This window comes from Bradyrhizobium sp. SZCCHNR2028, from assembly GCF_032380995.1.
Lineage (GTDB): Bacteria > Pseudomonadota > Alphaproteobacteria > Rhizobiales > Xanthobacteraceae > Bradyrhizobium.
Map to the genome: position 1 here is coordinate 120329 of NZ_JAUHJF010000008.1, position 23818 is coordinate 144146.

Consider the following 23818-nt stretch of genomic DNA (forward strand, 5'->3'; position numbering starts at 1 on the left):
GCCGTCGAATCCGCTAAAGCTCGACAAAGATTCGCAGGCTTGCCTAGCATTCGTCAATTCAGCACGAGAATTCAGTGACCACTGCTCTTCGTACGCTCCGTGGCTCAACGCCGCGCAAGAACACATCAGCAAAGCGCTCCGCGTCACCAAAGGCCGCCCCGCGGAAGAAGACATCGGTTGCGACAACAACGAAGGCTCCGATTCGGACTGGCATTTCCTCCTCGTCTCCACTGGGCATGTTGGCGCTGTATCTTACGGCGCGATGGCGTGCTTCGGGTCGAGGCGGACTTGTGTTCCTCGCCGAAAATGAGAGCCGAGCCGAGCTGTTGGGTTCGATCATCCCAGTTATCGAGCCGGGCTGTGATGTGCTCGTCTATCCCCGTTTGAACACGCTTCCGTTCGATCAGCTTGAGCCTTCACGTGATATCGCGGGCCGGCGGAGCTCCGTCTTGAGACGCCTTGCCAGGGCAAAGAAGCCGATCCTGCTGATCACGACGGCGGAGGCCATAATGGAGCTCCTGCCGTTGCCTGCGAACTGGTCTCGTATCGGATTTCCACTTCGGACCGGGACCGTCTATTCCGAGGAAGACCTTGAGGCCCGTCTGCAAGCTCTCGGGTACGACCTGGACGATAGTCCGGATTATCCCGGTGGAGTTTTGTTTCACGGCAACACCTTCGAGATATTCCCAGCCGGCGCGTTCGGACCTTTTAGGATAGAGCATTCCGGAGGGAGAATCCGGCGCATTGCAGCGATCAATCCGATAGACCAGGAGGTGATTTCCGAAACGAAGGAGCTCCTGATTGATCCGATGTCCGAGCGGCTGGCGTTCACGGGCCGGGCTCGAAGAAGGTCCAGCCTATTGGACTATTGTGCGCGCGCCAAATGGATCGCCGACAGCACCGTGCCCAGGCACGCCGACACCTGGTTGAGCACGATCGAGGATGCGGCCGCCCGCAGTGAGCGCGACCGTGCCTATCTCAGCCGACGCGAATGGGAGCTGGCGGCGAAGAAGATCACTGTGTTGCCGCCAACCACTCCGTATCGTGCGACGCCAGAGTTCTACAAGGCGGCCTCTCCGCGGAAGGCCCTCCGTGCATTTATCGAGGAAGCCCAGCGCGGTAGGGCACGTGTGCTTTTCGTCGCTGCGGTCGAAGCGGATTTGCGTGTGATGGCCCGGATGAGCGCTATCAAGGCTGAATGCGTGCCGGATTGGACGCACGCGACCGCAACGGGCAGGCAGCAGGCCGCATTGCTGGCAGGCTTCGATGCGGGCTTTGTCGTTCCTGGAAAGAAGCCGCTCGTGGTCATCACTGCTGCCGACGTGCTCGGCAGCAGGGCACACCAACCGCAACCGATGAACTGGGCATGGACGCCCGGCTTCGATTCGGGAGACCTCCCTGAACTCGGATCCGTGGTCGTTCATCTGCAACGTGGACTGGCACGCCTTGGCGGCTTGAGATCCATGGGCACGGGAGATCTTTCGGCGCGCGAGATGGTCAGGTTGGTATTCGCCGGAAACGATGCCGTTCTCGTCCCTCTCGCAGAATTGGCCCTGATCTGGCCCTACGCCGCTGAGCTCGGAGACACCTCGCTGGACAAGGCCGACGGCAGCTCATGGCGGCCGCGGCGAGCTGCTGCCGAGACGGAGATTCATGTGGTCGCAAAGGAGCTGGCCAAGCAGATGAGTCAGCGCCGTCGGCGCCCGGCTCCGAAGCTCGTGCCGCGCCCTGCTGTCTATGAGAAGTTCGTCGCGCGTTTTCCCTATTTCACTACCCCCGATCAGGCGAAGGCCATCCGCGACGTTCTGGATGATCTTGCATCGGGGCACCCGATGGACCGGATCGTCTGTGGGGACGTCGGCTTTGGCAAAACCGAGGTGGCGCTGCGAGCAGCGGCAGCCGCCGTGCTGGCCGGAAAGCAGGTCGCTATCGTCGTGCCGACGACAGTGCTGGCACGACAGCATGTCGAAACGTTCCGCAAGCGCTTCGCGCCTCTTGGCATCGATGTTGGAAACCTGTCGCGGGTTGCCTCGACCGCCGAAGCGCGAAAGGTAAGGGAGCGCCTCAAGAGCGGAGAACTCAGGGTCGTCGTCGGGACCCTCTCGCTCGCATCCAAGGAGGTGAGATTTGCCGAGCTTGGCCTGATCATCATTGACGAGGAGCAGCATTTCGGCGCTGCTGAGAAGGCCATGCTGTCGGGCCTCAATAAGAACGGCCACAGGCTCTGGATGAGTGCGACTCCGATCCCCCGCACACTTGCGGCCGGCTTGACGGGCTTGAGGGATCTCAGCGTGATCGCGACCCCGCCGGTCCATCGTGTTCCGGTTGCCACCAAGGTGGCACCGCTCTCGGACATAGCTATCGCCGCTGCCCTGGTTCGTGAGCACAGACGTAACGGTCAGAGTTTTGTCGTTTGTCCGCGGATCCAGGATCTCGATCCCCTGCTGGCCAGGATCCACGCGCTGGCGCCGGAACTACGTATCATTACCATTCACGGCAAGTTGCCAACGGACGAGATTGACGAGCGATTGATGGGATTCGTCGAAGGTCGTGCCGATGTACTACTTGCAACCAACATCGTGGAAAGCGGCCTCGACATTCCACGTGCGAACACTATCGTTGTGTGCTGGCCGGAAAAATTTGGCCTGGCACAATTGCATCAGCTCAGGGGACGCGTAGGACGCGGCGGCATCCGGGCGTTTGCACATTTCCTGACGGAAGGCGGCTCCGAACGCTCGGAAAAACGGCTTTCCGCCCTCGAGGAGTTGAGCCGTCCGGGCGCCGGCTTCGCGATCAGCGCTCGCGACCTCGACCTCCGCGGCGGCGGCGACCTGCGCTCCGATCGACAATCCGGCCACACGCAGGTGTTCGGACCGACGCTTTACGGCCACCTTCTTACGCTAGCCCTGGAGGGAGACCGCGATGGAATGTCCGCGCTCTGGATCCCTGAGCTGAATCTTCCCATCCCTGAGCTGCTTCCCGCGAGCTATGTGCAATCGGAGGCGGTCCGGCTCGAGATCTACGCTCGAGCCGCTCGGTGCCGGAGTGATGACGAGCTGGAGGAGCTCGAGGATGAAACGCACCGCCGATTCGGCAAGTTGCCATCTGAGGCCAGCAATTTCTTTGCTGTCGCCAAGCTCAGGATAAGTTGCCGGCAACGAGGGATCATGCGTCTCGATGTTGGGCCTGATGCGATTGCCGCAACGATGCTCGCAGGGAGGATCAAGAAATCACGCTCCCGGTTGCTGCAGCGCGAGGGCGATCGCGTCGTCTATCCCGGGCGCAGCGACGAACCAGCCTTACGAAGGGTCGAACAGTTCTTGGATCTATTGGACGAATGAAGGGTGACGCGTCACCCGGCTTGAAGCGGTCCTGTGTGCTCTCGTCGGGCCCCGAAATGAAAGCGATGGAGCTTGACCCGTGGCAAGGACGATTGAGAGAACCCTTGTTGCCCTGACGCAGAGACGATCGTTCGAGCTATTCTGAAGCGGCTCGTCGGATGAGGCGTCCTTGGGTTTTTCTTTCGTGGCCTTCGCCCGCGTCATCAGTCGTGCGCGTGGACTGCGTTGCGACCGTAAGCGATCGCGTCTGCCGCTCCACAACCTCTCGGATGAAGCGTGACGCCGCTAGAACTGTCGGGCTGGCAGCGAGTTGATGATTGATGTCCGATGGAGGCCAGCCGCGGGATAGGCTTTATCCCTCAGCTTGTCATATGAGAAGTCTGGTTCCGTTGTCTGTAGCTTGCGAACCATCTCGAAAGAAAGCTCACGGTGCCCATTATGCGCATAGAGAGCCGACAAATATCGCAAGGGGGGGGCAAAGGTCGGAGCAAGAGCATGGCTGGCTTCTGCAAGATGGACGGCCTTGTCCAGTTCTCCCGCCATCGTCCCCGCAATGCAGCTCAGGGCATCGAGCTGAAAACGGAATGGTGCCGCACCAGCGATCGTACGGGCAAGCAATGTGTGCTGGAAGCCGTCCTCTGGTTTGCCGAGATAGCTCTTTGCGATTCCCAGGCAGGCCCAGGCGATCGGGTTGGCGTGGTTCAGTTGAATGGCTCGCTCGGCCAGCTCATAGGCGGCAACGTACGAGCGTCGCATCATGGAATGGACATGCGCGCTCAGGCCAGCGACATAGGAGTTGTAGGGTTCGAGCTCCAGCGCCCGGTACATCAGATCGAAAGCCTCCGCCTCGATCGTCTGGCGGCAGTTGAATTGGCGCTCGGCGAGCATGAAGGTGCGCAAATAGGCGCGCCACGCGAGGTAGATACCGCGTGGCTCGGCCGCGAAAGCAGCCGCGAACAGCTTGTCGGCGGACTCGAAGTTGGCTCTGCCAAGTCGAAACAGGCGCAGGATACCAGCATAGCATAGATGGGAGGCAGACCTAGGAGCGCCATCCTCGATATGAGCAAGCTGATCGACGGCGAAGTTGACCACCAGGTTGATGGTTCTCATCACATTGGTGTCGTTCAGGTCGAGCGTACCGTCGCCGTTGATCTGCAATGTCGACGACCATGCCAGCGTGTTCGCAGGGCGCTGCAGCAGCGCGAGCCGAACGATCTTGCTCGTGTCAGATCCGAACACATCAGAGCGCAGGGACAGCGTGCTGACCGAGGCGCCATCGTCACCAGTCAAGCCATCTCCAGGCAAAGTGTCCGCCGGCCAGGCGGCCGACGCGCTCATGTCGCGACGATCTTGGATCGTGGCTACGCCCAGTTCCTTGATCGTCTTGGCGATGGAATCGACGAGGCTATCCGTCACGACCGCGGCATCCGACGGGCCTGTCCGGCAGCCGGGGATCAGGACGATCCGGTTTCGTGAGGGCCGCTCCTTGGGGGGCTGCAGGTGCTCTGCAAGGTCGGTCGCGAGATTGGCGGCGTGGTGGAGTTCAGGCGCCGGCGCGACGTGCGTCTGGAATCGCGCACGCTCCTCGCGCAGCCAATCCTCGAACTCCTCCTCTGCAATGTCAAAGCCTTCAAGAAACTCACCTTGGGGAGGCGCCATCGTCTGCTGCGGTGACGCGGTAGCGTAACGGGCGATGTCGGTCTCAAATAGCTTTGGATCGAGCGAAATGACGAAGCTGTCAGCGCAAAGCAGAGAGCGGTAGTCGCCCAGCGCCTTGCGGATTTCGGTCAGGCTTTGGCGAAGGCTGGCCGCGCCTTGCTCCTTGCCGCGGCTACCCCAGAGCCTGTCCTGGATCCAGACCCGCGATCGCTTGTGCTCACGCGCCAGCGCCAACATCGCAATGAGAGCGCAAGCCTTGCGTCCTCTGGGCGTGCAATCCTCACCAGAAGCCTTGACCACGCGAAACGGACCAAGAAGCTTGATCAGCAATTTTGGATCGGAGCTCACATTCGTCGCCCACAACCATGATGTAATCAGTCGTGAAAATACGGAAACCAATGATTGAGTAGTGAAGTCTCCAACACCCTTGCTGTCAACGTGAAAAATCCGTGAAACGCCGTCATTTCGAAAGCGGGCGGCTTGACCGCGCGTGCCGTCAAAACGACCATTCAGTGGTAACGGGCGGAGCAAGTCCGCCGGGCCAGGCAGGGAGGCGGCAGATGGCATGGCTAAGCGGGGAGAGCGGAGAAAGCGGCGAAAGTGGTGAGAGCGGCGAAAGCGGTGAGAGCGGCGAGGGCCGCCGTGCCCGCGCCTCGTCGCGCGCACGCGCGCTGATTACCAGCCGGGAGGGCGTCGTCGGCTACTGGAACCAGCCGTCACACATTCCTGATCACTATACTGCCGGGCCGGAGGCGCTCGATCGCTGGTCGCGCGACGTGCGACTGCGCATCTTCGCTGGCGAGCTGTTGTCGGGCCTTGTCTATGACGAAGGCGAGACCTCGATCTCGCTTCAGTACCGTGGCCGCAGCGATGAGACGTTCACGCCGATCGTGCACATGATCCGTCCCAATGCCGCGGACTTCGCCAGACAAGCGGCTTGGGTGTTCAACTATGCCGCGCTGCGGATGGAACGCAGCAGCGAGATCCTCGCCGAGCTGCACGATTTCACCAGCTTCTTGGGCCTGGTCGGATACTGGAATCCGAGCCGCAGCCCGCACACCGCCGAGCTGCTGGCGCTGATCCTGCAGGTGACGACCACGATTGAAATGAGGGTCAAGCATGCGCTCACCTGCCGGCGCCCAATCGAATATTCACCGCAGATACAGCCGATGATCCAGACGCCGGGGCATGGGTCGCTGCCGAGCGGCCATGCCACGGAATCCTTTGCTGCGGCCTTCGTGATCAATGCGCTCATGCGCAAGGCGAGGACCGGGCGAGACGATGTCGATGCGACCGATCCAGTGTTCGTGCAGTTGATGCGCCACGCCGAGCGCATTGCCATCAACCGGACGGTCGCCGGCGTGCATTTTCCGGTCGACAGCGTGGCCGGTATGGTGCTGGGCTGGACCTTGGCGGAGCTGTTCATTGCGCGCTGCTCGGGCTGCGGCCAGGTCACGATGCGCAAGTTCGACGGGCGGGGGTTCAACGACGATTTCCGCTACGACGATGTGCTGGCGATGTCCTACAGGCGATCGGCCGCTGCGAACGTCGCCAGCGAGCAGGGTGGCGGCGGCGCGATCATCGAGGCCGGCACGCCATCGACCGTTCCAGCCTCGCCGATCTTGCAGCATCTCTGGACGCAGGCGCTCGCCGAGTGCCGCCTGATCGTCGGCTGACACGAAAGGACAGGCGCATGAGAGACTGGCGAGGAGATCGGGCCGAACGAGCCAATCCCTATCTGGACTGGGAGTTGCGCAACAGGCCACTCGGCAAGAGGCTGGACTGGTGCAGCGTGCAGATCCAACTGTTGCCGGAGGCCAACGGCAGCTATGTGGCCCATCTCGGCCAGTTGGCCGCCATCGTGGCCGCCGGCCACGAGCCGGACGAGCCTGCTGACGCGCTGACCATCCGCATGTCGGCCGACGAATTCGATCTGCTGACGAAGCTGATCGACGACATCCGCACCGGTCGCGTCCCGCCAGCGGACGATCCGCGCGATGTGCAGTTCTTCATCTACCGGCCCGAAGACATCGCCAATCGCACTGCCGCCAACGGTCTCTTCACGGCGATCCATGTCGGCCCGCCGATTCCAGGCCTGCGCTTCGACTCTGTCATCGCCGCGCCGACCGATCTCGGCAAGCCGTTGACGGATTTGACGCGGCAGGTCGCTATCGGCGTCATCGATGACGGCATCGCCTTTGCCAACCGCCGTTTTCGCAGCAGGAGCGGCAGATCGCGCATCCGAGCGATCTGGCTGCAGGATGTCGAGCGCCGGACCAAGGATTTCGGCGTCGCCGCCGGGCAGCGGCTCACCGGCGATGAGCTCGACGTGCTGTTTGCGGCGAATGCGAGCGAAGCCGACATCTATCGCGCGTTCGGCATGACCGATTTCGGCAATGATCAGCACAAGCCGCTGGCGCAACGGGTCTCGCACGGCACACACATCCTCGATCTCTCCGGCGGCTACGATCCGACCGCGGAAGATATCGCCAGCAAGCGGCCTCTGTTGGCGGTGCAGCTGCCGTCGCCGGTGTCCGGCGATACGACCGGCGTCACCATGGCGAGCTACGTGCTGCAGGGGGCGCGCCAGATCATGCTGTGGGCCGACCGGATCAGTCCGAAGCTGCCGCTCGTCATCAATTTCAGCTACGGCATCGCGGCCGGCCCCAAGAACGGCAGCCACGAGATCGAGCAGGCTCTGTCGCGGATGATCGAGCGCCGCAACCAGAGCGGCGGGCCGACCTATCTGGTGCTGCCGGCCGGCAACAGCTATCGCGAGCGGACTACGGGCCGGATGGCTGTGCAGCCCGGCGCCTCCGATCAGATCGATTGGATCATGCTGCCGGATGACGGTACGTCCAATCATCTCGAGATCTGGCTCGACGGCGAAGCGATCGCGCAGCAATGGCCGCGTGTCGGCATCAGCCTGACGCCGCCCGGCGGCGTGCCGCGCATGATCGATGGATTCGGTGATGGCGATGTGCAGGTGCTGGAGGATGACGGCAAGCCGATCGCCGCCATCAATGGCCACCTGGCCAAGGTGGCCGGCCAGCCCGATCGCGTCCGCTTTCATCTGTCGGTCAATCCGACCACCGCGCGCTGGAGCGTGAGGCATCCAGCGCCGGCCGGACGCTGGCGGCTTTCCGTCACCAACGGATCGGAGGCGCCGCTGACCGCACATCTCTACATCCAGCGCGACGATACCCCGCTGGGCTACGTGCAGCATGGACGTCAGTCCTATTTCGATCATGCAGGGGGCTATCAGCGTGCGGCGTTGGATGGCAGCTACAGCGATCCGGACAGCAGCGGCTGCCCCATGACTCGCGAGGATACACTGTCGGCGCTCGCGACCGGCGCGGGCGCGCTCGTGGTCGGCGCCGTCGATGCCGCGGGCCAGCCGACGGATTATACGGCGAGCGGTCCGACGCCGGGGCGCGCCGAGCCCGATTGTGCTGCCATCGCCGACCAGGGGCCCGCGCATTGGGGCGTGCTCGCGGCCGGTACGCGGAGCGGTTCGGTGGTGGCGATGCGCGGCACCAGCGTGGCAGCGCCGCAACTCGTACGTAGGCTCGCAGATTATCTCGCATCGCTACAACCAGGCCCGGTGCTTGCGTCGCTTGCGGTGACCGACGGTCCCGTGGCCAGCCCCGACGTCCCGCCGCCGGGCGCCGCCGTGCTCGAGCCGATCAAGCAGGACGCGGTCGCTGCTTCGCCGTGTGACCATGCCCGTGTCGGCAGTTTCATCCTGTGTGCGAGCGGCCACCCCGGCGTGCCGCCGCGGACCTATCCGCGCAGCCCAAACTTGCGCTGAGCCCGACTCCCCGGTTCGCCGCCGCGCAGTTGCAGCATGCTGGCAGACAGTGAGCCAGCACAGGCGCGCGCCTCGACTCCCAGCCTGCATCCGATGCCTCTTGTGCTGCGCCCTTGCCGACGCGCGCGATAGCGCAAGTGCGTGAGTGCAGATGGCGTCGTTCCGATGCATTTTTGACGATGCTCTTGCGATGTCCTGACGATCGTCTCACGCCACCTCGGCATAGTTCCTCCCGTGCAAACGAGACAACAGGAGGATTCAATGCGCAGATCCAATATCCGTATCGTGATGGGCTTGATCATCTCGCCCTTGCTGATGTCCCAGGCCTCCGGTCAGAACCTCAAGGACCTGGTGCCGACCTATCAGCCGCATCAACAAACCGACAGCGAGCGGTTGCAGAACTTCCACGCTCCAGCCCCGCCTCCGACCAACTATCCGAACATCAGCCATGATCCTTCCACCAACGAGCCGCGGCTCAACGTCAACCGCGATGTCTCGCTCGGCGGCAACGTGACCCGCAACAGCGCCGAGGGAAACGTCCGCTTCCCGATTCCGGGATCTCGCTAGGCGCTGTTCGGCGACCTGGATGGCAGCTCGCCGTCCAGGCGCGGCGTCTCGAAAGCGGGCCGCTGATTCAAACAATCATGATGACCTGAGGAGATTGCAGATGAAGAGTCTTCGACTGATGGCCTGCTCCGCCATGCTGTTGCCCAGCGTCGCTCTGGCGCAACAGCAGATTCCGACAGGCTCACTGCCGCCCGACATCGCGGCCGCGATCAAGGCGGCTCCGCTGACGCAGACGCTGATTCCGATCAGCGGTGAGGAGAAATTCGCGCAGCAGATCATCAAGGCAGACGAGATTTCCTTCGCGGCGGGGGCAAAGCTGACGCTGACCGGATTGAACTATCCCTACATCGTGGTGGCCGCGCAACGCATCAAGTTCGCCAACCCCGACAGCTACAGCATCATCCAGCGCGATCCGCAGGCCGTGGCCGCCGTCGGCAGTGACGGCCCTGCAGGTCCCAATGGCGCCGACAATCCCGGCGAGACCAACCGGACCGGCAATCCAGGCTATCCCGGCGGCCCCGGCGGGCCTGCCGTGGCCGGACAGACCCGGCAACTGCCCGACGTCTATCTGGTCGCCGGAGAGCTCTCCGATCCGAAAGGGCCGATCCCGGCTGGTCTTCTCAACCTCGTCCTTCTCTTCCGCGGCATTGACGGCGGCGATGGTGGGACCGGGGGGAAAGGCGGCAACGGCGGCCGGGCCGGAAACGGCAAGGAAGGGGCCACGAGCCTGTTCGACTGCAAGGAGGGTGGCGGCCCCGGCGGGACGGGAGGCGCTGCCGGTCCCGGAGGACGCGGCGGTGACGCCGGCGCTGGGGGACAAGGCGCCGATCTCGTCTTCGTCACGACCAGACCTGCCTACGAAGTCCTGAGCTATTCGCGGATCAACAATGTCGGCGGGCGGGCCGGGCTCCCCGGTCGGGGCGGCAGCCCGGGCAATCCGGGCCCCGGCGGCCAGGGCGCGCCGGCCAATGGCTGGTGCAAGGGCACGGGCGGAGGATCGCCAGGCAATTTCCCGTCGCCTGCAAACCTCGGCTTCGGCAATCCGTCTGCGGACGGCGCAAAGGGCACGGTCACGGCGGTCATTCTTCCGTCCGTCGGTCCTCTGTTTGGCAAGTGATGCGGCGAGCGGCGGATGAAACCTGCAGGCCGCGTCCTGCAGTTTTCATCGGCCTGCGCGCGAACGTCGCGCTCGCCTTCTCCTACCAGAAGGGGCGCAACGAGGAGACGGCCAAGCGAACGGACCTGTACAAGCTCTCGCTCAATTTCAAGACCTGTGCCGCCTTCGCTGGCTTCTCGGGCGGACGCTGCACCGCCGACAAGGACTGAGCCGGTAGTCATGACCGGGTTCTGGAAGCTCTACGGCTTCACGACGGAGGGAGACGATATGGACAAGGCCATCGATGGTTTCGTTCAGGTGCTGAGCTTCGTGCTCGCCTCATCCTCGACCGCAGCGCTGCTGGCGGTCGGACTGATCCTGCTGCTCATCACCACGGTGTTCGCCTGCATCGCGCTCAGGTCAAAACCGGAAGAGGTCACCTCGTTCTTCAAGGCGGCGTTCTTCCTTTGCCTGGTTGGTGGCATCCTGTTCTCCGCGGCCGGCCCGTCCCTGGCGCTGTTCTACGTGTCGCAGGATCCGATTCGCAGGAAGTCGGTCAATGAAGCGATCGACGATCTCGCCAGCAACAGACGTGTGCGCTATGTCATCCGCATGATCTCGCGCAGCCCCTCCGATGCCGCCCTCGGCATCGACGCGCTGACCCAGCTCGGTCCGCCCCGGCAGAGATATTCCTTCGTCGCCGACTACGAGGAGTTGAAGGGTCATACGGTCAAGGAAGCGCTCGACCTGTTCGGCATCGGCTATGTCGCCGGATACCGTGTATCAGTCGTGATCTTTCCCCTGCAGATCGATCTCTATCCGGCCAATGCGCGGGGTCTGTTGCAGGTCGTCAGCAATGTCGAGGCCGGGGTTGCGCCGGAGGATCGCTTTCTCAAGCCGGGCAAGCTTCACGACGCGGAGCTCAAGGAGTTCGGCGACACCGGCATTCAGACCTACCGTATTGACAACTTCAAGCCGTTCTACCCGCATTATTGCGAGCTGGCGCAGACCTTCTTCTGCGGGCACTACGCCGCCAAGGAGCTCGTCGGCGGCCTCTACCGCGATTGGCATCCGCTCGGCTTCTCGCAGAAGAATCCACCGACCCAACCCTGCACGATTCCCAAGGAGAAGTTCTGCGCCTTCTCGGACTGGGACAAGGTGCGGCAGGACTTCAAGGGCCACTTCGGTGTTCGCGCGTTCCTGATCGAAAATCTTGAGATTGGCAAGATTCCCGGGCGCATGCTGTTCGACTTCCAGGATCCGCAGCGCGACAGGATCCCCGAGTTGGGGCTTCCGCCGGCGTTCGACTGACCTACGCTTGTCAGCGAAGGAAGCCTACGGAGGTTAGTTGGCGAGCGGTTTCTGCTTGCCGTCGTAGCGATAGGCGAAGCGCCAAAGCTACGATCCGGTCGCGGTGACGAGCATGAAGAGCCCGCCTTCATTTGAGCGTTTGTCGTCTTTCGCTGCCGGCTTCAGGTGCTGGAAATAGGGGGCGGATACCAACAGAACGGGGCGGACGCCGGCGAAGGGCAAACGGCGGCTTAAGCTTGATTTTGAGGGTGAAACACGCTGGCGAACGCCCAAATGGTGCCCCTGGCCGGAATCGAACCAGCACTCCTTGCGGAACTCGATTTTGAGTCGAGCGCGTCTACCAGTTCCGCCACAGGGGCATTCGCCGGGCCTGTGCAGGAACCATAGCGAAGCGGGCGGACTATAGCGGGCGGCCGGGCCGGGTCAACCCGCACGGACGTGATGGGCGCGCATCTCGACAGCTTTCGCGGGCCGGAGTAGGAGCCGGAGCGGCCCGGCATGGGACCGGATGCAGCCCCGTTCGGGAGGACCGATGACCAATACTTCTGTGATGGCGCGACCTGCGGCGGGGAGCATGAGCCCGGCGGTGGCGGCGGCGCTGCTCGCGGCCGGCATCGCGGCGGCGGCCTTGGCCGGTGCCTGGTACATGCAGCTGGTCTGGGGCCTGCAGCCCTGCGAGCTCTGCCTGAAGCAGCGCTGGGCCTATTATGCGATCGTGCCGCTCGGGCTGCTGATTGCGCTCGCCGCCAAAGGCGGCGCACCGCGTGCGCTGGTGCTCGCGGGGCTCGGCGTGGTCGCGCTGGCCGCGCTCGGCAATGCGGGGCTCGGCGTCTATCATTCCGGGGTCGAATGGGGCTTCTGGCCGGGGCCGACCGAATGCACCGGGCCGATCGGCAATCTCGGCAGCGCCGGCAGCCTCTTGGAGCGGCTCGACAGCGTCAAGGTCGTACGCTGCGACGAGGTGCAATTCCGCTTCCTCGGCCTGTCGCTCGCCGGCTACAGCGTGCTGATCTCGCTCGCCATCGCCGCCATCGCGGGCTGGGGCATCGCCCGGAAGCGCGCCTAGTCGTCGACGTCCTCCTGCGGCCGTCCGAACAAATGGACGATGCCGGGGGTGGCGATGGTGACGAACACGAAGCGCGACAGGTGATGCGCGCCGACGAAGATCGGGTCGATGTGCAGCGTCAACGCCAGCGCCATCATCGCGTCCATCGCGCCGGGCGCGAACGCGACAATGGTGTCGGAGAAGCGCACATGCGTCACCAGCACGATCACGGTGACGAACAGCGCCGATATCGCCACCGCGATCGCGAACGAGCCCAGCGCAGCCCTGATATGGCCGACCAGGGTCTTCACCCGCATCCGGGCGAAGCGGCTGCCGATCAGGGCGCCGATGCCGACCAGCGCCACGCCGCGCATCCATTCCGGAAGGCCGCCCTCGACGAGGCCGGTGCCGTGCAGGACGCCGCTGGCGACCATCGCACCGAACAGCCAGCTGGCCGGAAACCTGATCAGCTGCATCAGCATCGCCGCGACCAGCGAGGCCACCAGCAGCGCGAGCAGGCCGAGCGGCGAGGCGACGCTCTGGCCGAGCGAGATCGGCGCGGCCGGTGCGACGCCCGCCACCGCCAGCACCAGCGGCAGCGCCGCCGTCAGGATGATCACCCGCAGCGTCTGCACCACGGCGATCGCCGGCAGGTCGGCACCGCGCTCGACCGCGAGCATCGTGATCTGCGACAGCGCGCCGGGACTGCCGGCGAGCAGCGCCGAGGTGCGGTCCCAGCCATGGACGCGCTGCAGATAGAGGCTGGAGCCGAAGGTCGAGCAGAACGTCGCGAGCGCCAGGAGGCCGATGGTCACCGGATAGGCGCTGACGTGGTTGATCAGCTCGCGCGAGACCACGGCGCCGATCGAGATGCCGAGCAGCAGCAGCACGGTCTGGGTCAGGATCGGCGGCATCGCCAGCGGGCGGCCGGCGATTGCGGCGATCGCGGTCGCGATCATCGCGCCGGAGATCAGCCCGCCGGGCAGATGGGCGACGAGGAAGATCAGGCCGCCGGCGGTGCCGAGCACGAGGGTCTCGATCGCGCTCAGGGTCTTGGCGCGGCTCGGCAGGTCAAAGGGGAGGGAGGAGATGATCTGGCGCACGGCGCCTTATGCCAAAACCTGCCTGCGCGAACAATTCCCGCCGCTGCGCAGGCGCCATGCGCGCATGCACCCCGCAGGTGCCGGTCATTTCGGCTTCTCCGGCGTCGGCGCGGGAGCGGGCACGGGTGTCGCCGCGGCGGCCGCCGCCGCCTTGTCGCGCTTGCAGGCCGAGCGGAATTTGCCGCGTGCTTTGCCCTTCAGCCCCTGCTCGTCAGCCTCCTTGGAGCAGGCAACGGAAATCGTCCGCCGCGCCGCCTTGTCGAGGGTGGCGAACTTGTCGGTGGCGGCATCGGGCCGCGCCGGCAGCGTCAATCCGGGTTGCGAGCGGGCGGGGCCCGCGGCCGACAGGGTGGCCATTGCGATGGCCGCAATCGCCGCCCGGGCAGTGAATCTCATGCTGAAGTCCTCGAACGAAAGGCACGGCGCGATGTCCGGCGATGCTGAACCCACAGTGAATGGAATGAGCCGGATCGCCGCGCGACGCAATTTATATTTTCGCGCGGCCACGCTCCCGCCTGCTTTGTCGGTCGCGGGCGTCTCGCTAGAATTACCGTCCCATTCCATCATGCTCCACAGGGAGATCGAGGATGAGTTTTCACGCAAAATCATTGGTTGCTTCGTCACTCGCTACGCTGGCCGTGATCGGGCTCGCGACGTTCGCCGCCGCCCCGGCGAAGGCGCTGACCGCGCAGGAATGCAGCGCCAAGTACAAGCAGGCGAAGGAGGCCGGCACGCTGGGCGGCCAGAAGTGGAACGACTTCCGCAAGGCCCAGTGCGGAAGCGATGCCGCCGCGGCCGCGGCTCCGGCAGCTCCGGCCGCGCCTGCCGCCGAGGCCAAGCCGGCCAAGGCGGCGAAATCCGAAGCCAAGGAGGCCGCTCCCGCGCCGACCGGTCCCGCCGTGTTCCCCAACGCGGTGGACCCGAAATACGCCAAGGAGAAGCCCGGCAAGGCGCGGCTGCAGACCTGCGTCGATCAGTACAATGCCAACAAGGCGACCAACGCCAATGGCGGCCTGAAGTGGATCCAGAAGGGCGGCGGCTACTACAGCGAATGCACCAAGAAGCTGAAGGGCGCTGCCTGATCCGGGCTGACGTGACGTTGCCGGCGGCCGGGGGCATCATGCGTCCGGCCGACGCTTTCGACGCCGCGCATCGCCGCGAGACCGCCGGCCGGGCTCGGATCGGCGCCGGTCGCGCGGCGGTTCGCAGCGTTGGCGGCGGCATTGCTGCTCCGGTGATTTTGGGGCTTGCCTTCCTGTGCGGGAAATGACCCTGCTCTCGCCATGATCTCTGCTGTCCAAGGTGTGCTCAGCCTGTTTTGCGGCGCGATGGTCGGGTTCTCGCTCGGCCTCGTCGGCGGCGGCGGCTCGGTGCTCGCGGTGCCGCTGATGGTCTATGTCGTCGGCGTGCCCGAGCCGCACATCGCGATCGGCTCGAGCGCCATCGCGGTCGCCACCAACGCGGCCATCAATCTCGCCAATCATGCGCGCGGCGGCACCGTGATCTGGCCGATCGCGGCGCTGTTCGCAACGGCGGGCATCGTCGGCGCCTTCATCGGCTCGCTGCTCGGCAAGATGGTCGACGGCCAGAAGCTGCTGGCGCTGTTCGCGCTGGTGATGATGGTCATCGCCATGCTGATGCTGAAGACGCGCGCCCGCATCGGCACCCCCGATGTGAAGATGAGCATGGCCAACGTCCCGGCGGTCGTCGGCTTCGGCCTCGCCACCGGCACGCTGTCCGGTTTCTTCGGCATCGGCGGCGGCTTCCTGATCGTGCCGGCGCTGATGGCTGCGACGGGCATGCCGATCATGAATGCGGTCAGCTCGTCGCTGGTCGCGGTGACGACCTTCGGGCTCACCACCGCGGCGAGCTATGCCTGGTCCGGGCTCGTCGCCTGGGATCTCGCCGGACTGTTCATCGCTGGCGGAATCGCCGGAGGTCTTGCCGGCACACGCCTGGCGCGCCATCTCTCCGAACGGCGCGGCGTATTGAACGTGGTGTTTTCCGTCGTGATCGCGGTGGTGGCGCTGTATATGCTGACGCGCAGCCTGCTGCATATCTGGAGCTGACCTCAATGAAGCGCGTCCCCTCGACTGCGATCACCTCCGCCAGCAGCCGGCGTGACGTGTTGACGCTTTTTGGCGCAAGCGCGGCGCTTTCCTTGTGGCCCCGCGACAGTCGCGCCGAGGATGCCGACGAGCCCGACGAGGGCGCGGTGCTGCGCGACCCCGACGCGCCGGTGCTCGGCAATCCTTCGGGCGACATCACGATCGTCGAATGGTTCGACTACAATTGCCCGTATTGCCGCAAGCTCGATCCCGAACTGCAGCAGGTCATCCACGATGATGGCAAGGTGCGCTGGGTGCTGAAGGAGTGGCCGATTCTCGGGCCGACTTCGGTAACTGCCGCGCGGATGGCGCTGGCCTGCAAATATCAGGACAAATACGCCAAGGCGCATGAGGCGCTGATCGGCGTCAGCTCGAAGCTCACCGAGCCGCGCATCGACGAATTGCTCGCGGGAGCAGGCGTCGACGTCGACCGCGCCAAGCGCGACCTCGCCGCCAACGCCAAGGCCATCGACGACATGCTGGCGCGCAACGACAAGCAGGCGCGGGGCTTGCGTTTCCGCGGTACGCCGTCCTTCATCGTCGGCAAATTCAGGGTGCCCGGCGTGCTGACCATGGCGCAATTCGAGCAGGTCATCGCCGACGCGCGCAAGGCCAAGGCGGCCAACTGATGGGCAAAGCAAAGGCGCCTCGACCAACGGCCGAGGCGCCTTGAAAACAGCAGCGTCGTGCGCGTTACTTCGACGAGATGCGAACCCAGTCGTCATGCGCGCGGGTCTTGAGTGAATTCCAGCTATCCGCCGCGACGTCCCAGTTCACGATGGTCCGGCGCGTCTGCGCGGTCGGCCCGTTGGCGACCTCGGAAGTTTGCATCGAATCATGGATGTAGACGCCGAACCCCAGGATGAGGGCCCCCAGGATCATTCCCACGAATGTCCGCATGTCATGTTCTCCAGTGTGACGGCCAACAACGCCGCGGTCGAAACTTGGTTCCGCGCTCGCCGCGGTCCCGGTCCGCCGCGATCAAGACAACCTAACTGCGCGATTTTTCAGGCCGCGATTCCGGCAGCGAAGTGACGAGATTGAGCGTTTTCATCTCGTCGGGCTTGAACGTGAACAGCTGGTCATGCGGTGTCTCCATCGCATGCACCCAGACCTTCAGATCGATGCCCATCTCGGCGAGATGGCGCTGGCACCGCGCCGAGATGTTCTGCGCAAGGCTCATGTCGTCGCCGGACCTCACGGCGGTCCCGGACGTGGGGACTGCGGCGATCTGATGCACGCCGATGATCGCCCGCTCGCCGGCCCGGCGCTCGAGACCGCCGGCGAACACCAGCGGGCACGACGAGGCGCAATATTTTCCCGCCTCCACTTCGGTTGCGAATTTCCGCGCGCGGATCAGTCGCCCCATCGCCAGCGCGTCGGCGACGGAGCCGCCGGGCGAGTTCAGCACGATCGTCCTGATATATTCGCCATGACGTTCGACTGCGTCCGCAAAGCTGCGCGCGCTGCCGGGTGTGATCGTGCCGGTCGCGAACAGCCGGCCGCCGCCGCGCAGCTCGAACTGAATCGGCTGCTGCAAGGCACGATCGCCCTGCGGCAGCGGCATCAGCCGCTTCATCAAGGGCGCCAGCAAGGATGGTGATTCGGCCGGCAGGTCCGGCGCCTCGCGCCGAATGTCGAGCTGAGGCGGGGCTGCATCCGATGGCACCTGCGGAGCATTCAACTCGAGCAGGTCCGCCGCGAGAACCGCGACGGTGACGACGAGAATGCTGCGGAAGACCCAACGCAGAATGCTCTCATCGGGATTGCCCGCGAGCCAGGCATGGACGCGTCGGTTCAGCGCCGAAGCCACGGGACTACTTTCCGATTCGAGCTGATGACAGCGACGTCACGTTCTCATCCGCCGCGGCCGGCGCTGGCTCAACGGCTGATGCAGCAGGCGCCTCCGTGGGCGTTTCGGCTGGCCGTCGCTCGGCCGCCCGCCTGGCGTCCTCGACCTCGCGCGCAATCTGCAATGCGGTGACGAGATCGGCGGCCGTCAGGCTGGAGGCGCTCACGGCGGGCAGGCCCTCGCGGCGGATGGCGGCATGGACGACGCAGAGGATCAGCACCAGCACTGCCGGCATCAGGTCGATCGAGATCGCGCCCGCCCAGCTCGGGATGAAGTCGCCGGCGTAGCGCAGCACGGCTTCAGCGGGCGACAGCGTCTGGAAGCGGGTCGGCTCGATGCGCGGCAGCGCCAGGATCTTGTCGGCGGCGTCGGCAAGCGAGGCGGCCTGCGTGGCGATCGCGCCTTCCACCTTGCCGACGACGGCGGTCTGGCGCTCGGCCAGGTCGCCGCTGCGTCCGCCTGCGGCGGGCGCGATGAAACCGGCGGACAGCGAGGCCGCGGCGCGCCTCACCGCAGGTGCCACCGAGGTCTGCTGCAGATTGGCGATCACGCCCATCAGGTTCAACGACTCCGTGGCGAAGGCATCGCTGCGCGTTGCGATCGGGCCGCGGTCGGAGATCAGCTCGCGCATCTTGGCGAGGCTCTTGCCGCCCTGCTCGTAGAGAGCAGAGACGCGCTTGCCGGACTCCTGGACCTGCTGGCCCAGTCCGTCGAGCTGCGTCGACATCTGCGCGAGAAGCTGGACCACGGTGCCCGATCCGGAGGTGCCGGTCAGCGAGCCCGCGCGTTCGGCGTCCGCCAGCTTGGCGAAGCGGGAGGAGGCGAGCTGGATATCGGGCAGCAGGCTTTGCGCAGCGATGGCCTGGCTATTGGCTCTGTCGAGGTCGCGCGTGTAGTTCTGCACGGTGATGGCGAGATGCTGCTGGATCGCCGCGGCGCCGGCCAGGGCAGACGCATTCAGCCAGGACGACATCGCGACGATCATCAGCGAGCCCAGCAGCATGCAGCCGGCCATCATCAAACGCCCCATCGCGCTGGTGACGTGCGGCATGAACTGCATCATGAACACCCAGAAGGCGTAGATGCCGACTGAGACCGCGACGGAGTAGATGACCGCCGCAAAGAACACCGTGGTCGGACTGCCGTTGAGCAGCTCGCGGACGCCAAGATAGGTGTAGACGCCGGCGGCCAGCGCCAGGATCGCGGTCGTGAGCTTCAGCGTCACCTCGAGACGGTTGACGCCATTGGCAAGCACGACGGAGGTGGAGGAGCGGGCGGACGAGACTTGCGCGACGGACGCGGCAGGCGAGGGCATCAGCGGCGAGGGCATGAGCAGACCTTCGGCGGCGTCATGGCCGCCCGTGTGCAGCGCCCCCGCTGTATGACCGAGCAGGACCAATGCGGACAAAATCCGCCGACATTGTGTCGGCGGCATTGCCGATCAGCCATGTCGTAGCAAGGAGAGGCAAGCTCAGCGCAACAGCCAGCGCAGCAGCTCGACATTGGCCTCGCGCGGATAGCAATGGCTGAGATCGTCGATCTCGCGATAGGCGACGTCGGCGCCGGCCTTGGCCAGGGCGTCGGCCGTATGCCTCGCGATCTCGACCGGGAACATCCAGTCGAGCCGGCCGTGCACGATCTGGATCGGCAGGCCGCGCAGACGGTCCCGGTCGGCGATCTCCGCCATCAGGGGATGGAACGTCGCGGCCACCGGCGCAAGATGCGTGAACGGCGAGCCTGCGGCCAATCCGCTGACGTAGCAGAACGTGCCACCGTCGCTCATCCCGGTCAGGAGCATGCGGGCGGGATCGATCGCGACGCGGCTGCGGACGAGGTCGAGAATGCGCAGGAGGTTTGGCGTATCGGCGTCGTCGCCCATCAGCGCCCAGGTCGGTCCTGCCGCGGTGGGGGCGATCAGGATGGCGCCGAGGCTGCGCGCGGCGCGCAGCCAGCTCCAGAGAAAGTCGCGGCCGTTGCCGCTGCCGCCATGCAGCGCCATGACCAGCGGCCAAGCCCTGTCCGCCGTGTAGTATTCCGGCACATACAGCGAAAAGCCGCCGCGATTGCCGATCTCGTTGTGGTCGTGAAACACTGTGTCCTTGCCTGCAGAGGACGCGGCCAGCAACTGGCGCAGCCCGTTGTCGCCATCGACGGCGGGATCGAGGAAGAATTCGCTCAGCGGCGGCAGCGTCGCTGCCAGTGGAAACAGCGCCTCGAGTGCGCGTGGCAATTGACGAAGGGCCCTGAACACATCGACCAGGTCGCCCTCACCGCGCTGAACGGCGCGCAGGCCGGCAAACGACATCAGCGCGGCGTCCGCCGCGGTGTCGAAGGCGATACGGATATGGGCGAAGTCCGCCGGCCACGACGTGAGATGAATCCGCGCCGTGTGCAGCGTCCGCTCGGGATCGCCGACATCAGCCATCACGCGATCGAAATCCGGCGGGTTCAGGTGGCGCGCGACGTGGGACAGGGCTTCGAGCGTCTGCAGCAGTGGCGGCAACACGATGAGAATGTCATCCACCACGGCATCCGTCATGCAGGTCTCCTTGGTACGCGGGTCTGGCCGTCTCGTCTGCTTGCCGGCGAGCGCTGTCATGCAACGCAAAATCGGACGTCCGGGCAATGACCATTTTCCGAACGCGTGTTCGCTCCGCGAAGCCACAATCTCGCGATGCGGCTCCTGCAAGTCAACACAGCGCGGAGGCTGCCATCGCGCGCGGCAGGTGAGTCGCGCGCGAATACACGCGGAGACGATAGTTGGTTGACAAAATTCGGGCGCGATGTCGCACTTGGTGAGAGCCGGCGGCGCAGCGGAGGGTTCCTCGTGGATCTCCGCCCTGGGTCAAAACTGCCGATCGGTTGCCGAGGGGGGATTCGCATCATGACCAAGTCGCCGTCGGCCGCGTTGATCAACGCGGTGCTCGCCATGGACGTCTACAACAGAGGCGTCAACCCGACGCTTGTGGTCAATTTCAACCGTATCGGGAGCTATGAGCTGGTGGCGGCGAGCGTGACCTCGACCGCCGACAATTTCGAGGCCGCGACCTATCAGCTCGCGGGCGATCCATCGACACGGATCATTTCGTTTCGCGGCACCGACAGTCTCGCCGACGTGCCGTCGTGGCTTGGCGGCGCCGGTCTGACCGGCTGGCCGACGCAGTTCCCGGATGCGGAAGCCTACTACAAGAAATGGGCGACATCGAACGTCTCGCTGACCGGCCATTCGTTGGGCGGCGGACTTGCCGGCTACATCGCTGCGCTCAACGACAAGGTGGTCTACGCCTACGACGCGATGCCGTTCGAGTTCGCCGCCGAGGTCCGTTACGATCAGCTGCACGGCTTCTGGGGCGCGCTGACGTCGCACCCCGTCGAGCGCTATTCCGACATCCACATGGTCTCCGTCGCCGGCGAGATCCTGCAATATGTCCGAGCCGCGGCGCCCGTGCTGGAAGCGCCCCTGGCGTTGCTGCAGCTCGGACCGGTCGCCGGCGCGCTCGCCATCGCACATGCTGCGATCGGCATCTCGTCCGAGCAGAAGACCGTGCTCGGCGCGGGCACGGATCTCGGTCTGGATCCGGTCAGCCTGCACTCGATCGCGCTGCTGACGATGATGCAGTGGGCGAGTGACAACGGTGCCCAGGATTGGAAGAAGGCGGCGGCTGTGCTGCTGGCGCCGCTGCAGGATGACGCGATTGCTTCGGCCGTCGGCATTCCCGCGGCCGGTGTGAGCGGGGAAGGCGCGCCGTCCGACAAGATGAAGGACATGATCGCCTATTCGACGGTGACCGACGCCAGCGGCTACGGCAACAGCGCCGTGCAGGCCCTGTTCAACGGCGGCGGCGTGCTCGGCAACAGCGTCAGCGCCGACAATGCGGCGACCTACCTGAAGAACGGCGGGGTCGAGAAGGCGCTGGCCGAGATCGTGGTCGAGTATTCGGCGCTGCTGGCGCAGAACCATGACGAGGTGATGTCGACGACGCCCGGCCTGATCGGCCACGAGCACGGCATCCTCTATCAGGACACGGCCAAGAACCTGCTGGTCGCCGACCTGTCATCCGATCTGTGGTCGCGCTGGGACACGGGATCGGCGGTCGACATCCTGGGCAAGGTCGCGCTCATCGATGCCGTCGCCAGCTTCGACGGCGAGGATGCTGGCCTGATCGACATGGCGATCGGCGTGCTCTGGGGCGGCAAGACCGACAATCTCGACTGGCTCAGCGCCGCCTTGAGCGACGTGGCGACAACGGTGACGATCGATCCAGTGTCGGGCGCGACCATTGCTGCAACCGATGGTGCGCTGCTGATCGCGGGCGGCGGCAACGACATGCTGTTCGGGACCGCCAACGACGATCTGCTGATCGGCGGTCTGGGCAGTGACGTGCTGCAGGGCGGGGCCGGCGACAACATCCTGGTTGGCGGCGTCGGCGCCACCTATGTCTACGCGCCCGGTGACGGCAACGACGTCATCATCAATGGTGTCGCGTCGCTGGCGAAGCCGACCGGCACGCTCGATTTCGGCACCGCCTATACGGCCGACAATTTCTGGTTCGTCAAATCGGGCAACGATCTCGAGATCGACATTCTCGGCAGCCATCAGCAGGTCACGGTGGCCGACTGGTTCCTTGGCGGCTCCTATCAGCTGCAGGAGATCAAGGCCGGAGGCCTCGAGATCGATACGCACGTTTCGCAGCTCGTGCAGGCCATGGCAACCTACGCCCAGGCGCATCCGGGTTTCGATCCCACAGTGGCATCACAGTTGCCGACGGATGTGCAGCTGCACGACCAGATCGCGGCGGCCTGGCACGTCAACGCGTGAGCGCAGGCCCGCGGCCGCCTCAGTGCAGCCGCGGGGCCTTGAGCAGCTTGGCGCGGTCGGTCGAGGCGATCGTGACGTCGAAGGTGACGCCTTCATGGTGCACCGTCAGCGGCACGTCGACGCCGGCTGCGCCGAGCGCCCAGAGCTTGCGATAGAACTCGCTCTGGCTTGTCACCTTGTCGCCGTTGATCCCGAGGATCACGTCGCCCGCCTTGAGCTCGGCGCGGGCCGCGGGACCGTTGTCGGAGACGCCGATCACGACGACGCGATCGTCGACCTCGGTCGCGTACATGCCGAGCCAGGGGCGCGCCGGCTTGTTGACGCGGCCGAAGCGCCTGAGATCATCGATGATCGGCTTCAACAGATCGATCGGCACGATCATGTTGACGTGCTCGTCCTTGCTGTCGCGCTCGCGCTCCAGCTGCAGCGACCCGATGCCGATCAGCTCGCCCTTGGCCGAGAGCAGGCCGGTGCCGCCCCAATTCGGATGGGCGGGGTGGGTGAAGATCGCCTCGTCCAGCAGATATTCCCAATAGCCGGCGAATTCCTGCTTGGCGATGATCTGGCTCGCGACCGATCGCGTCCGCCCACCGGCGCCGCCGAGCACGACATGATCGCCGACCTTGGTAGCGGCCGACGAGCCGAGCGGCAGCGCCGGCAGGTCGAGCGACCCGAGCGCCTGTACCAGGCCGAAGCCGGTGGTGAAGTCGAAGCCGAGCACATGGCCTTCGACCACGCGTCCGTCATTGGGGTGCAGCCAGACGGATTCGGCCTCGGTGATCAGGTAGCCGATGGTCAGCACCAGCCCGTCGTCGATGACGACGGCATTGCCGGCGCGCTCGGTCCCCAGCGTTTCCGCGCTGAAGGCGTCGGACGGAATGATGGCATGCAGGCCCACGATCGAGGACAGGGCTTGATCAAGATCATATTGATAGTCTTCGGCGCGAGGCTGGAAGGCAGACGGCACTTTCCATTCGGTCAAAGAAGGCATTTCGTTCTCCTGCTCTGTCGATACCCCCGGGTGCATCGACCAAGCTTCTGCTTCGTGTCGCGTGACGGCCACAGCGTGAACGCGAGCTTAACATCTTTGGGCGTCGGCGCCAGTT

21 protein-coding genes and 1 tRNA gene are annotated in these 23818 nt (G+C 65.0%); 13 read left to right on the forward strand and 9 right to left on the reverse strand.

The window, feature by feature from the left end; genetic code table 11:
* The first annotated feature begins 236 nt into the window (after positions 1-236).
* Positions 237-3341, forward strand: coding sequence for a DEAD/DEAH box helicase (locus tag QX121_RS15595; RefSeq protein ID WP_315812396.1), 3105 nt, complete (start codon positions 237-239; stop codon positions 3339-3341).
* Positions 3342-3626: 285 nt separating this feature from the next.
* Here QX121_RS15595 and QX121_RS15600 read toward each other — a convergent pair whose 3' ends face one another.
* Entirely contained in the window at positions 3627-5567 is a 1941-nt protein-coding gene (locus QX121_RS15600) for a hypothetical protein (RefSeq protein WP_315812397.1), read from the reverse strand.
* Between QX121_RS15600 and QX121_RS15605 the strand changes: the two genes are divergently transcribed.
* The 6 genes from QX121_RS15605 to QX121_RS15630 all read left to right on the forward strand — a co-directional run bounded on the left by QX121_RS15605 (position 5561) and on the right by QX121_RS15630 (position 11785).
* Positions 5561-6676 carry a phosphatase PAP2 family protein gene (locus QX121_RS15605; RefSeq protein ID WP_315812398.1) on the forward strand — a complete coding sequence of 372 codons (1116 nt, stop codon included), beginning with the start codon at positions 5561-5563 and terminating at the stop codon, positions 6674-6676. The two genes, QX121_RS15600 and QX121_RS15605, sit on opposite strands and share 7 nt — an antisense overlap.
* A gap of 17 nt (positions 6677-6693) precedes the next feature.
* Positions 6694-8811: a S8 family serine peptidase gene (locus tag QX121_RS15610; RefSeq protein WP_315812399.1), complete on the forward strand. Its 2118-nt coding sequence runs from the start codon at positions 6694-6696 to the stop codon at positions 8809-8811.
* A gap of 261 nt (positions 8812-9072) precedes the next feature.
* Complete coding sequence (locus QX121_RS15615) at positions 9073-9378, forward strand: hypothetical protein (RefSeq protein WP_315812400.1); 306 nt, start codon at positions 9073-9075, stop codon at positions 9376-9378.
* A gap of 100 nt (positions 9379-9478) precedes the next feature.
* Positions 9479-10495, forward strand: a complete 1017-nt coding sequence (locus tag QX121_RS15620; RefSeq protein ID WP_315777815.1) for a hypothetical protein — start codon at positions 9479-9481, stop codon at positions 10493-10495.
* Entirely contained in the window at positions 10495-10704 is a 210-nt protein-coding gene (locus tag QX121_RS15625; RefSeq protein WP_315812401.1) for a hypothetical protein, read from the forward strand. The genes QX121_RS15620 and QX121_RS15625 overlap by 1 nt, the downstream gene beginning before the upstream one ends.
* Before the next feature lie 10 nt (positions 10705-10714).
* Positions 10715-11785, forward strand: coding sequence for a hypothetical protein (locus tag QX121_RS15630; protein WP_315798983.1), 1071 nt, complete (start codon positions 10715-10717; stop codon positions 11783-11785).
* A 274-nt stretch (positions 11786-12059) separates the two neighbouring features.
* Here the strand turns inward: QX121_RS15630 and QX121_RS15635 are convergent.
* Positions 12060-12144 (reverse strand) — tRNA-Leu (locus tag QX121_RS15635).
* Positions 12145-12317: 173 nt separating this feature from the next.
* Here QX121_RS15635 and QX121_RS15640 point away from each other — a divergent pair.
* A complete protein-coding gene (locus QX121_RS15640) occupies positions 12318-12851 on the forward strand; it encodes a disulfide bond formation protein B (RefSeq protein WP_315812402.1) in 534 nt (177 codons plus the stop codon).
* Here the strand turns inward: QX121_RS15640 and QX121_RS15645 are convergent.
* Together QX121_RS15645 and QX121_RS15650 are read right to left on the reverse strand one after the other, a co-directional pair.
* Complete coding sequence (locus QX121_RS15645; protein ID WP_315716226.1) at positions 12848-13933, reverse strand: AbrB family transcriptional regulator; 1086 nt, start codon at positions 13931-13933, stop codon at positions 12848-12850. The two genes, QX121_RS15640 and QX121_RS15645, sit on opposite strands and share 4 nt — an antisense overlap.
* A gap of 84 nt (positions 13934-14017) precedes the next feature.
* Entirely contained in the window at positions 14018-14329 is a 312-nt protein-coding gene (locus QX121_RS15650; protein WP_315812403.1) for a PsiF family protein, read from the reverse strand.
* A gap of 191 nt (positions 14330-14520) precedes the next feature.
* Here QX121_RS15650 and QX121_RS15655 point away from each other — a divergent pair, with 191 nt between their 5' ends.
* Genes QX121_RS15655 through QX121_RS15670 form a run of 4 tightly spaced genes read left to right on the forward strand, consistent with a single transcriptional unit; the run spans position 14521 to position 16670 of the window.
* Positions 14521-15015, forward strand: a complete 495-nt coding sequence (locus QX121_RS15655) for a hypothetical protein (RefSeq protein WP_315755910.1) — start codon at positions 14521-14523, stop codon at positions 15013-15015.
* A gap of 38 nt (positions 15016-15053) precedes the next feature.
* Positions 15054-15203: a hypothetical protein gene (locus QX121_RS15660; protein ID WP_315812404.1), complete on the forward strand. Its 150-nt coding sequence runs from the start codon at positions 15054-15056 to the stop codon at positions 15201-15203.
* A gap of 13 nt (positions 15204-15216) precedes the next feature.
* The gene (locus QX121_RS15665) at positions 15217-16002 is read left to right on the forward strand and encodes a sulfite exporter TauE/SafE family protein (protein WP_315736173.1); all 786 of its coding nucleotides are present in this window, start codon (positions 15217-15219) and stop codon (positions 16000-16002) included.
* Positions 16003-16007: 5 nt separating this feature from the next.
* Positions 16008-16670, forward strand: a complete 663-nt coding sequence (locus QX121_RS15670) for a DsbA family protein (protein WP_315812405.1) — start codon at positions 16008-16010, stop codon at positions 16668-16670.
* A gap of 64 nt (positions 16671-16734) precedes the next feature.
* Here the strand turns inward: QX121_RS15670 and QX121_RS15675 are convergent, their stop codons facing one another.
* The 4 genes from QX121_RS15675 to QX121_RS15690 all read right to left on the reverse strand — a co-directional run bounded on the left by QX121_RS15675 (position 16735) and on the right by QX121_RS15690 (position 20432).
* A complete protein-coding gene (locus QX121_RS15675) occupies positions 16735-16941 on the reverse strand; it encodes a hypothetical protein (RefSeq protein ID WP_172111383.1) in 207 nt (68 codons plus the stop codon).
* A gap of 91 nt (positions 16942-17032) precedes the next feature.
* A complete protein-coding gene (locus QX121_RS15680) occupies positions 17033-17854 on the reverse strand; it encodes a hypothetical protein (protein ID WP_315798989.1) in 822 nt (273 codons plus the stop codon).
* Between the two features lie 4 nt (positions 17855-17858).
* On the reverse strand, positions 17859-19223 hold the full coding sequence (locus QX121_RS15685; protein ID WP_409999340.1) for a hypothetical protein: 1365 nt from the start codon (positions 19221-19223) through the stop codon (positions 17859-17861).
* 141 nt (positions 19224-19364) lie between these two features.
* The gene (locus QX121_RS15690) at positions 19365-20432 is read right to left on the reverse strand and encodes a phospholipase (RefSeq protein WP_315812406.1); all 1068 of its coding nucleotides are present in this window, start codon (positions 20430-20432) and stop codon (positions 19365-19367) included.
* A gap of 345 nt (positions 20433-20777) precedes the next feature.
* On the opposite strand from QX121_RS15690, the gene QX121_RS15695 reads away from it, so the two are divergent.
* Complete coding sequence (locus QX121_RS15695) at positions 20778-22712, forward strand: Mbeg1-like protein (RefSeq protein WP_315812407.1); 1935 nt, start codon at positions 20778-20780, stop codon at positions 22710-22712.
* Positions 22713-22731: 19 nt separating this feature from the next.
* Here the strand turns inward: QX121_RS15695 and QX121_RS15700 are convergent, their stop codons facing one another.
* Positions 22732-23703 carry a S1C family serine protease gene (locus QX121_RS15700; RefSeq protein WP_315716217.1) on the reverse strand — a complete coding sequence of 324 codons (972 nt, stop codon included), beginning with the start codon at positions 23701-23703 and terminating at the stop codon, positions 22732-22734.
* Between the last annotated feature and the right edge of the window lie 115 nt (positions 23704-23818).

What these genes read in the sequence shown, in the direction of transcription:
- QX121_RS15595 (WP_315812396.1), top strand. Translation starts at nt 237, where the DNA reads ATGTTGGCGCTGTATCTTACGGCGCGATGGCGTGCTTCGGGTCGAGGC.
- QX121_RS15670 (WP_315812405.1), top strand. Translation starts at nt 16,008, where the DNA reads ATGAAGCGCGTCCCCTCGACTGCGATCACCTCCGCCAGCAGCCGGCGT.
- QX121_RS15640 (WP_315812402.1), top strand. Translation starts at nt 12,318, where the DNA reads ATGACCAATACTTCTGTGATGGCGCGACCTGCGGCGGGGAGCATGAGC.
- QX121_RS15700 (WP_315716217.1), bottom strand. Translation starts at nt 23,703, where the DNA reads ATGCCTTCTTTGACCGAATGGAAAGTGCCGTCTGCCTTCCAGCCTCGC.
- QX121_RS15665 (WP_315736173.1), top strand. Translation starts at nt 15,217, where the DNA reads ATGATCTCTGCTGTCCAAGGTGTGCTCAGCCTGTTTTGCGGCGCGATG.
- QX121_RS15675 (WP_172111383.1), bottom strand. Translation starts at nt 16,941, where the DNA reads ATGCGGACATTCGTGGGAATGATCCTGGGGGCCCTCATCCTGGGGTTC.
- QX121_RS15655 (WP_315755910.1), top strand. Translation starts at nt 14,521, where the DNA reads ATGAGTTTTCACGCAAAATCATTGGTTGCTTCGTCACTCGCTACGCTG.
- QX121_RS15620 (WP_315777815.1), top strand. Translation starts at nt 9,479, where the DNA reads ATGAAGAGTCTTCGACTGATGGCCTGCTCCGCCATGCTGTTGCCCAGC.
- QX121_RS15690 (WP_315812406.1), bottom strand. Translation starts at nt 20,432, where the DNA reads ATGACGGATGCCGTGGTGGATGACATTCTCATCGTGTTGCCGCCACTG.
- QX121_RS15650 (WP_315812403.1), bottom strand. Translation starts at nt 14,329, where the DNA reads ATGAGATTCACTGCCCGGGCGGCGATTGCGGCCATCGCAATGGCCACC.
- QX121_RS15610 (WP_315812399.1), top strand. Translation starts at nt 6,694, where the DNA reads ATGAGAGACTGGCGAGGAGATCGGGCCGAACGAGCCAATCCCTATCTG.
- QX121_RS15660 (WP_315812404.1), top strand. Translation starts at nt 15,054, where the DNA reads ATGCGTCCGGCCGACGCTTTCGACGCCGCGCATCGCCGCGAGACCGCC.
- QX121_RS15615 (WP_315812400.1), top strand. Translation starts at nt 9,073, where the DNA reads ATGCGCAGATCCAATATCCGTATCGTGATGGGCTTGATCATCTCGCCC.
- QX121_RS15695 (WP_315812407.1), top strand. Translation starts at nt 20,778, where the DNA reads ATGACCAAGTCGCCGTCGGCCGCGTTGATCAACGCGGTGCTCGCCATG.
- QX121_RS15625 (WP_315812401.1), top strand. Translation starts at nt 10,495, where the DNA reads ATGCGGCGAGCGGCGGATGAAACCTGCAGGCCGCGTCCTGCAGTTTTC.
- QX121_RS15600 (WP_315812397.1), bottom strand. Translation starts at nt 5,567, where the DNA reads ATGCCATCTGCCGCCTCCCTGCCTGGCCCGGCGGACTTGCTCCGCCCG.
- QX121_RS15685 (WP_409999340.1), bottom strand. Translation starts at nt 19,223, where the DNA reads ATGCCCTCGCCGCTGATGCCCTCGCCTGCCGCGTCCGTCGCGCAAGTC.
- QX121_RS15630 (WP_315798983.1), top strand. Translation starts at nt 10,715, where the DNA reads ATGACCGGGTTCTGGAAGCTCTACGGCTTCACGACGGAGGGAGACGAT.
- QX121_RS15605 (WP_315812398.1), top strand. Translation starts at nt 5,561, where the DNA reads ATGGCATGGCTAAGCGGGGAGAGCGGAGAAAGCGGCGAAAGTGGTGAG.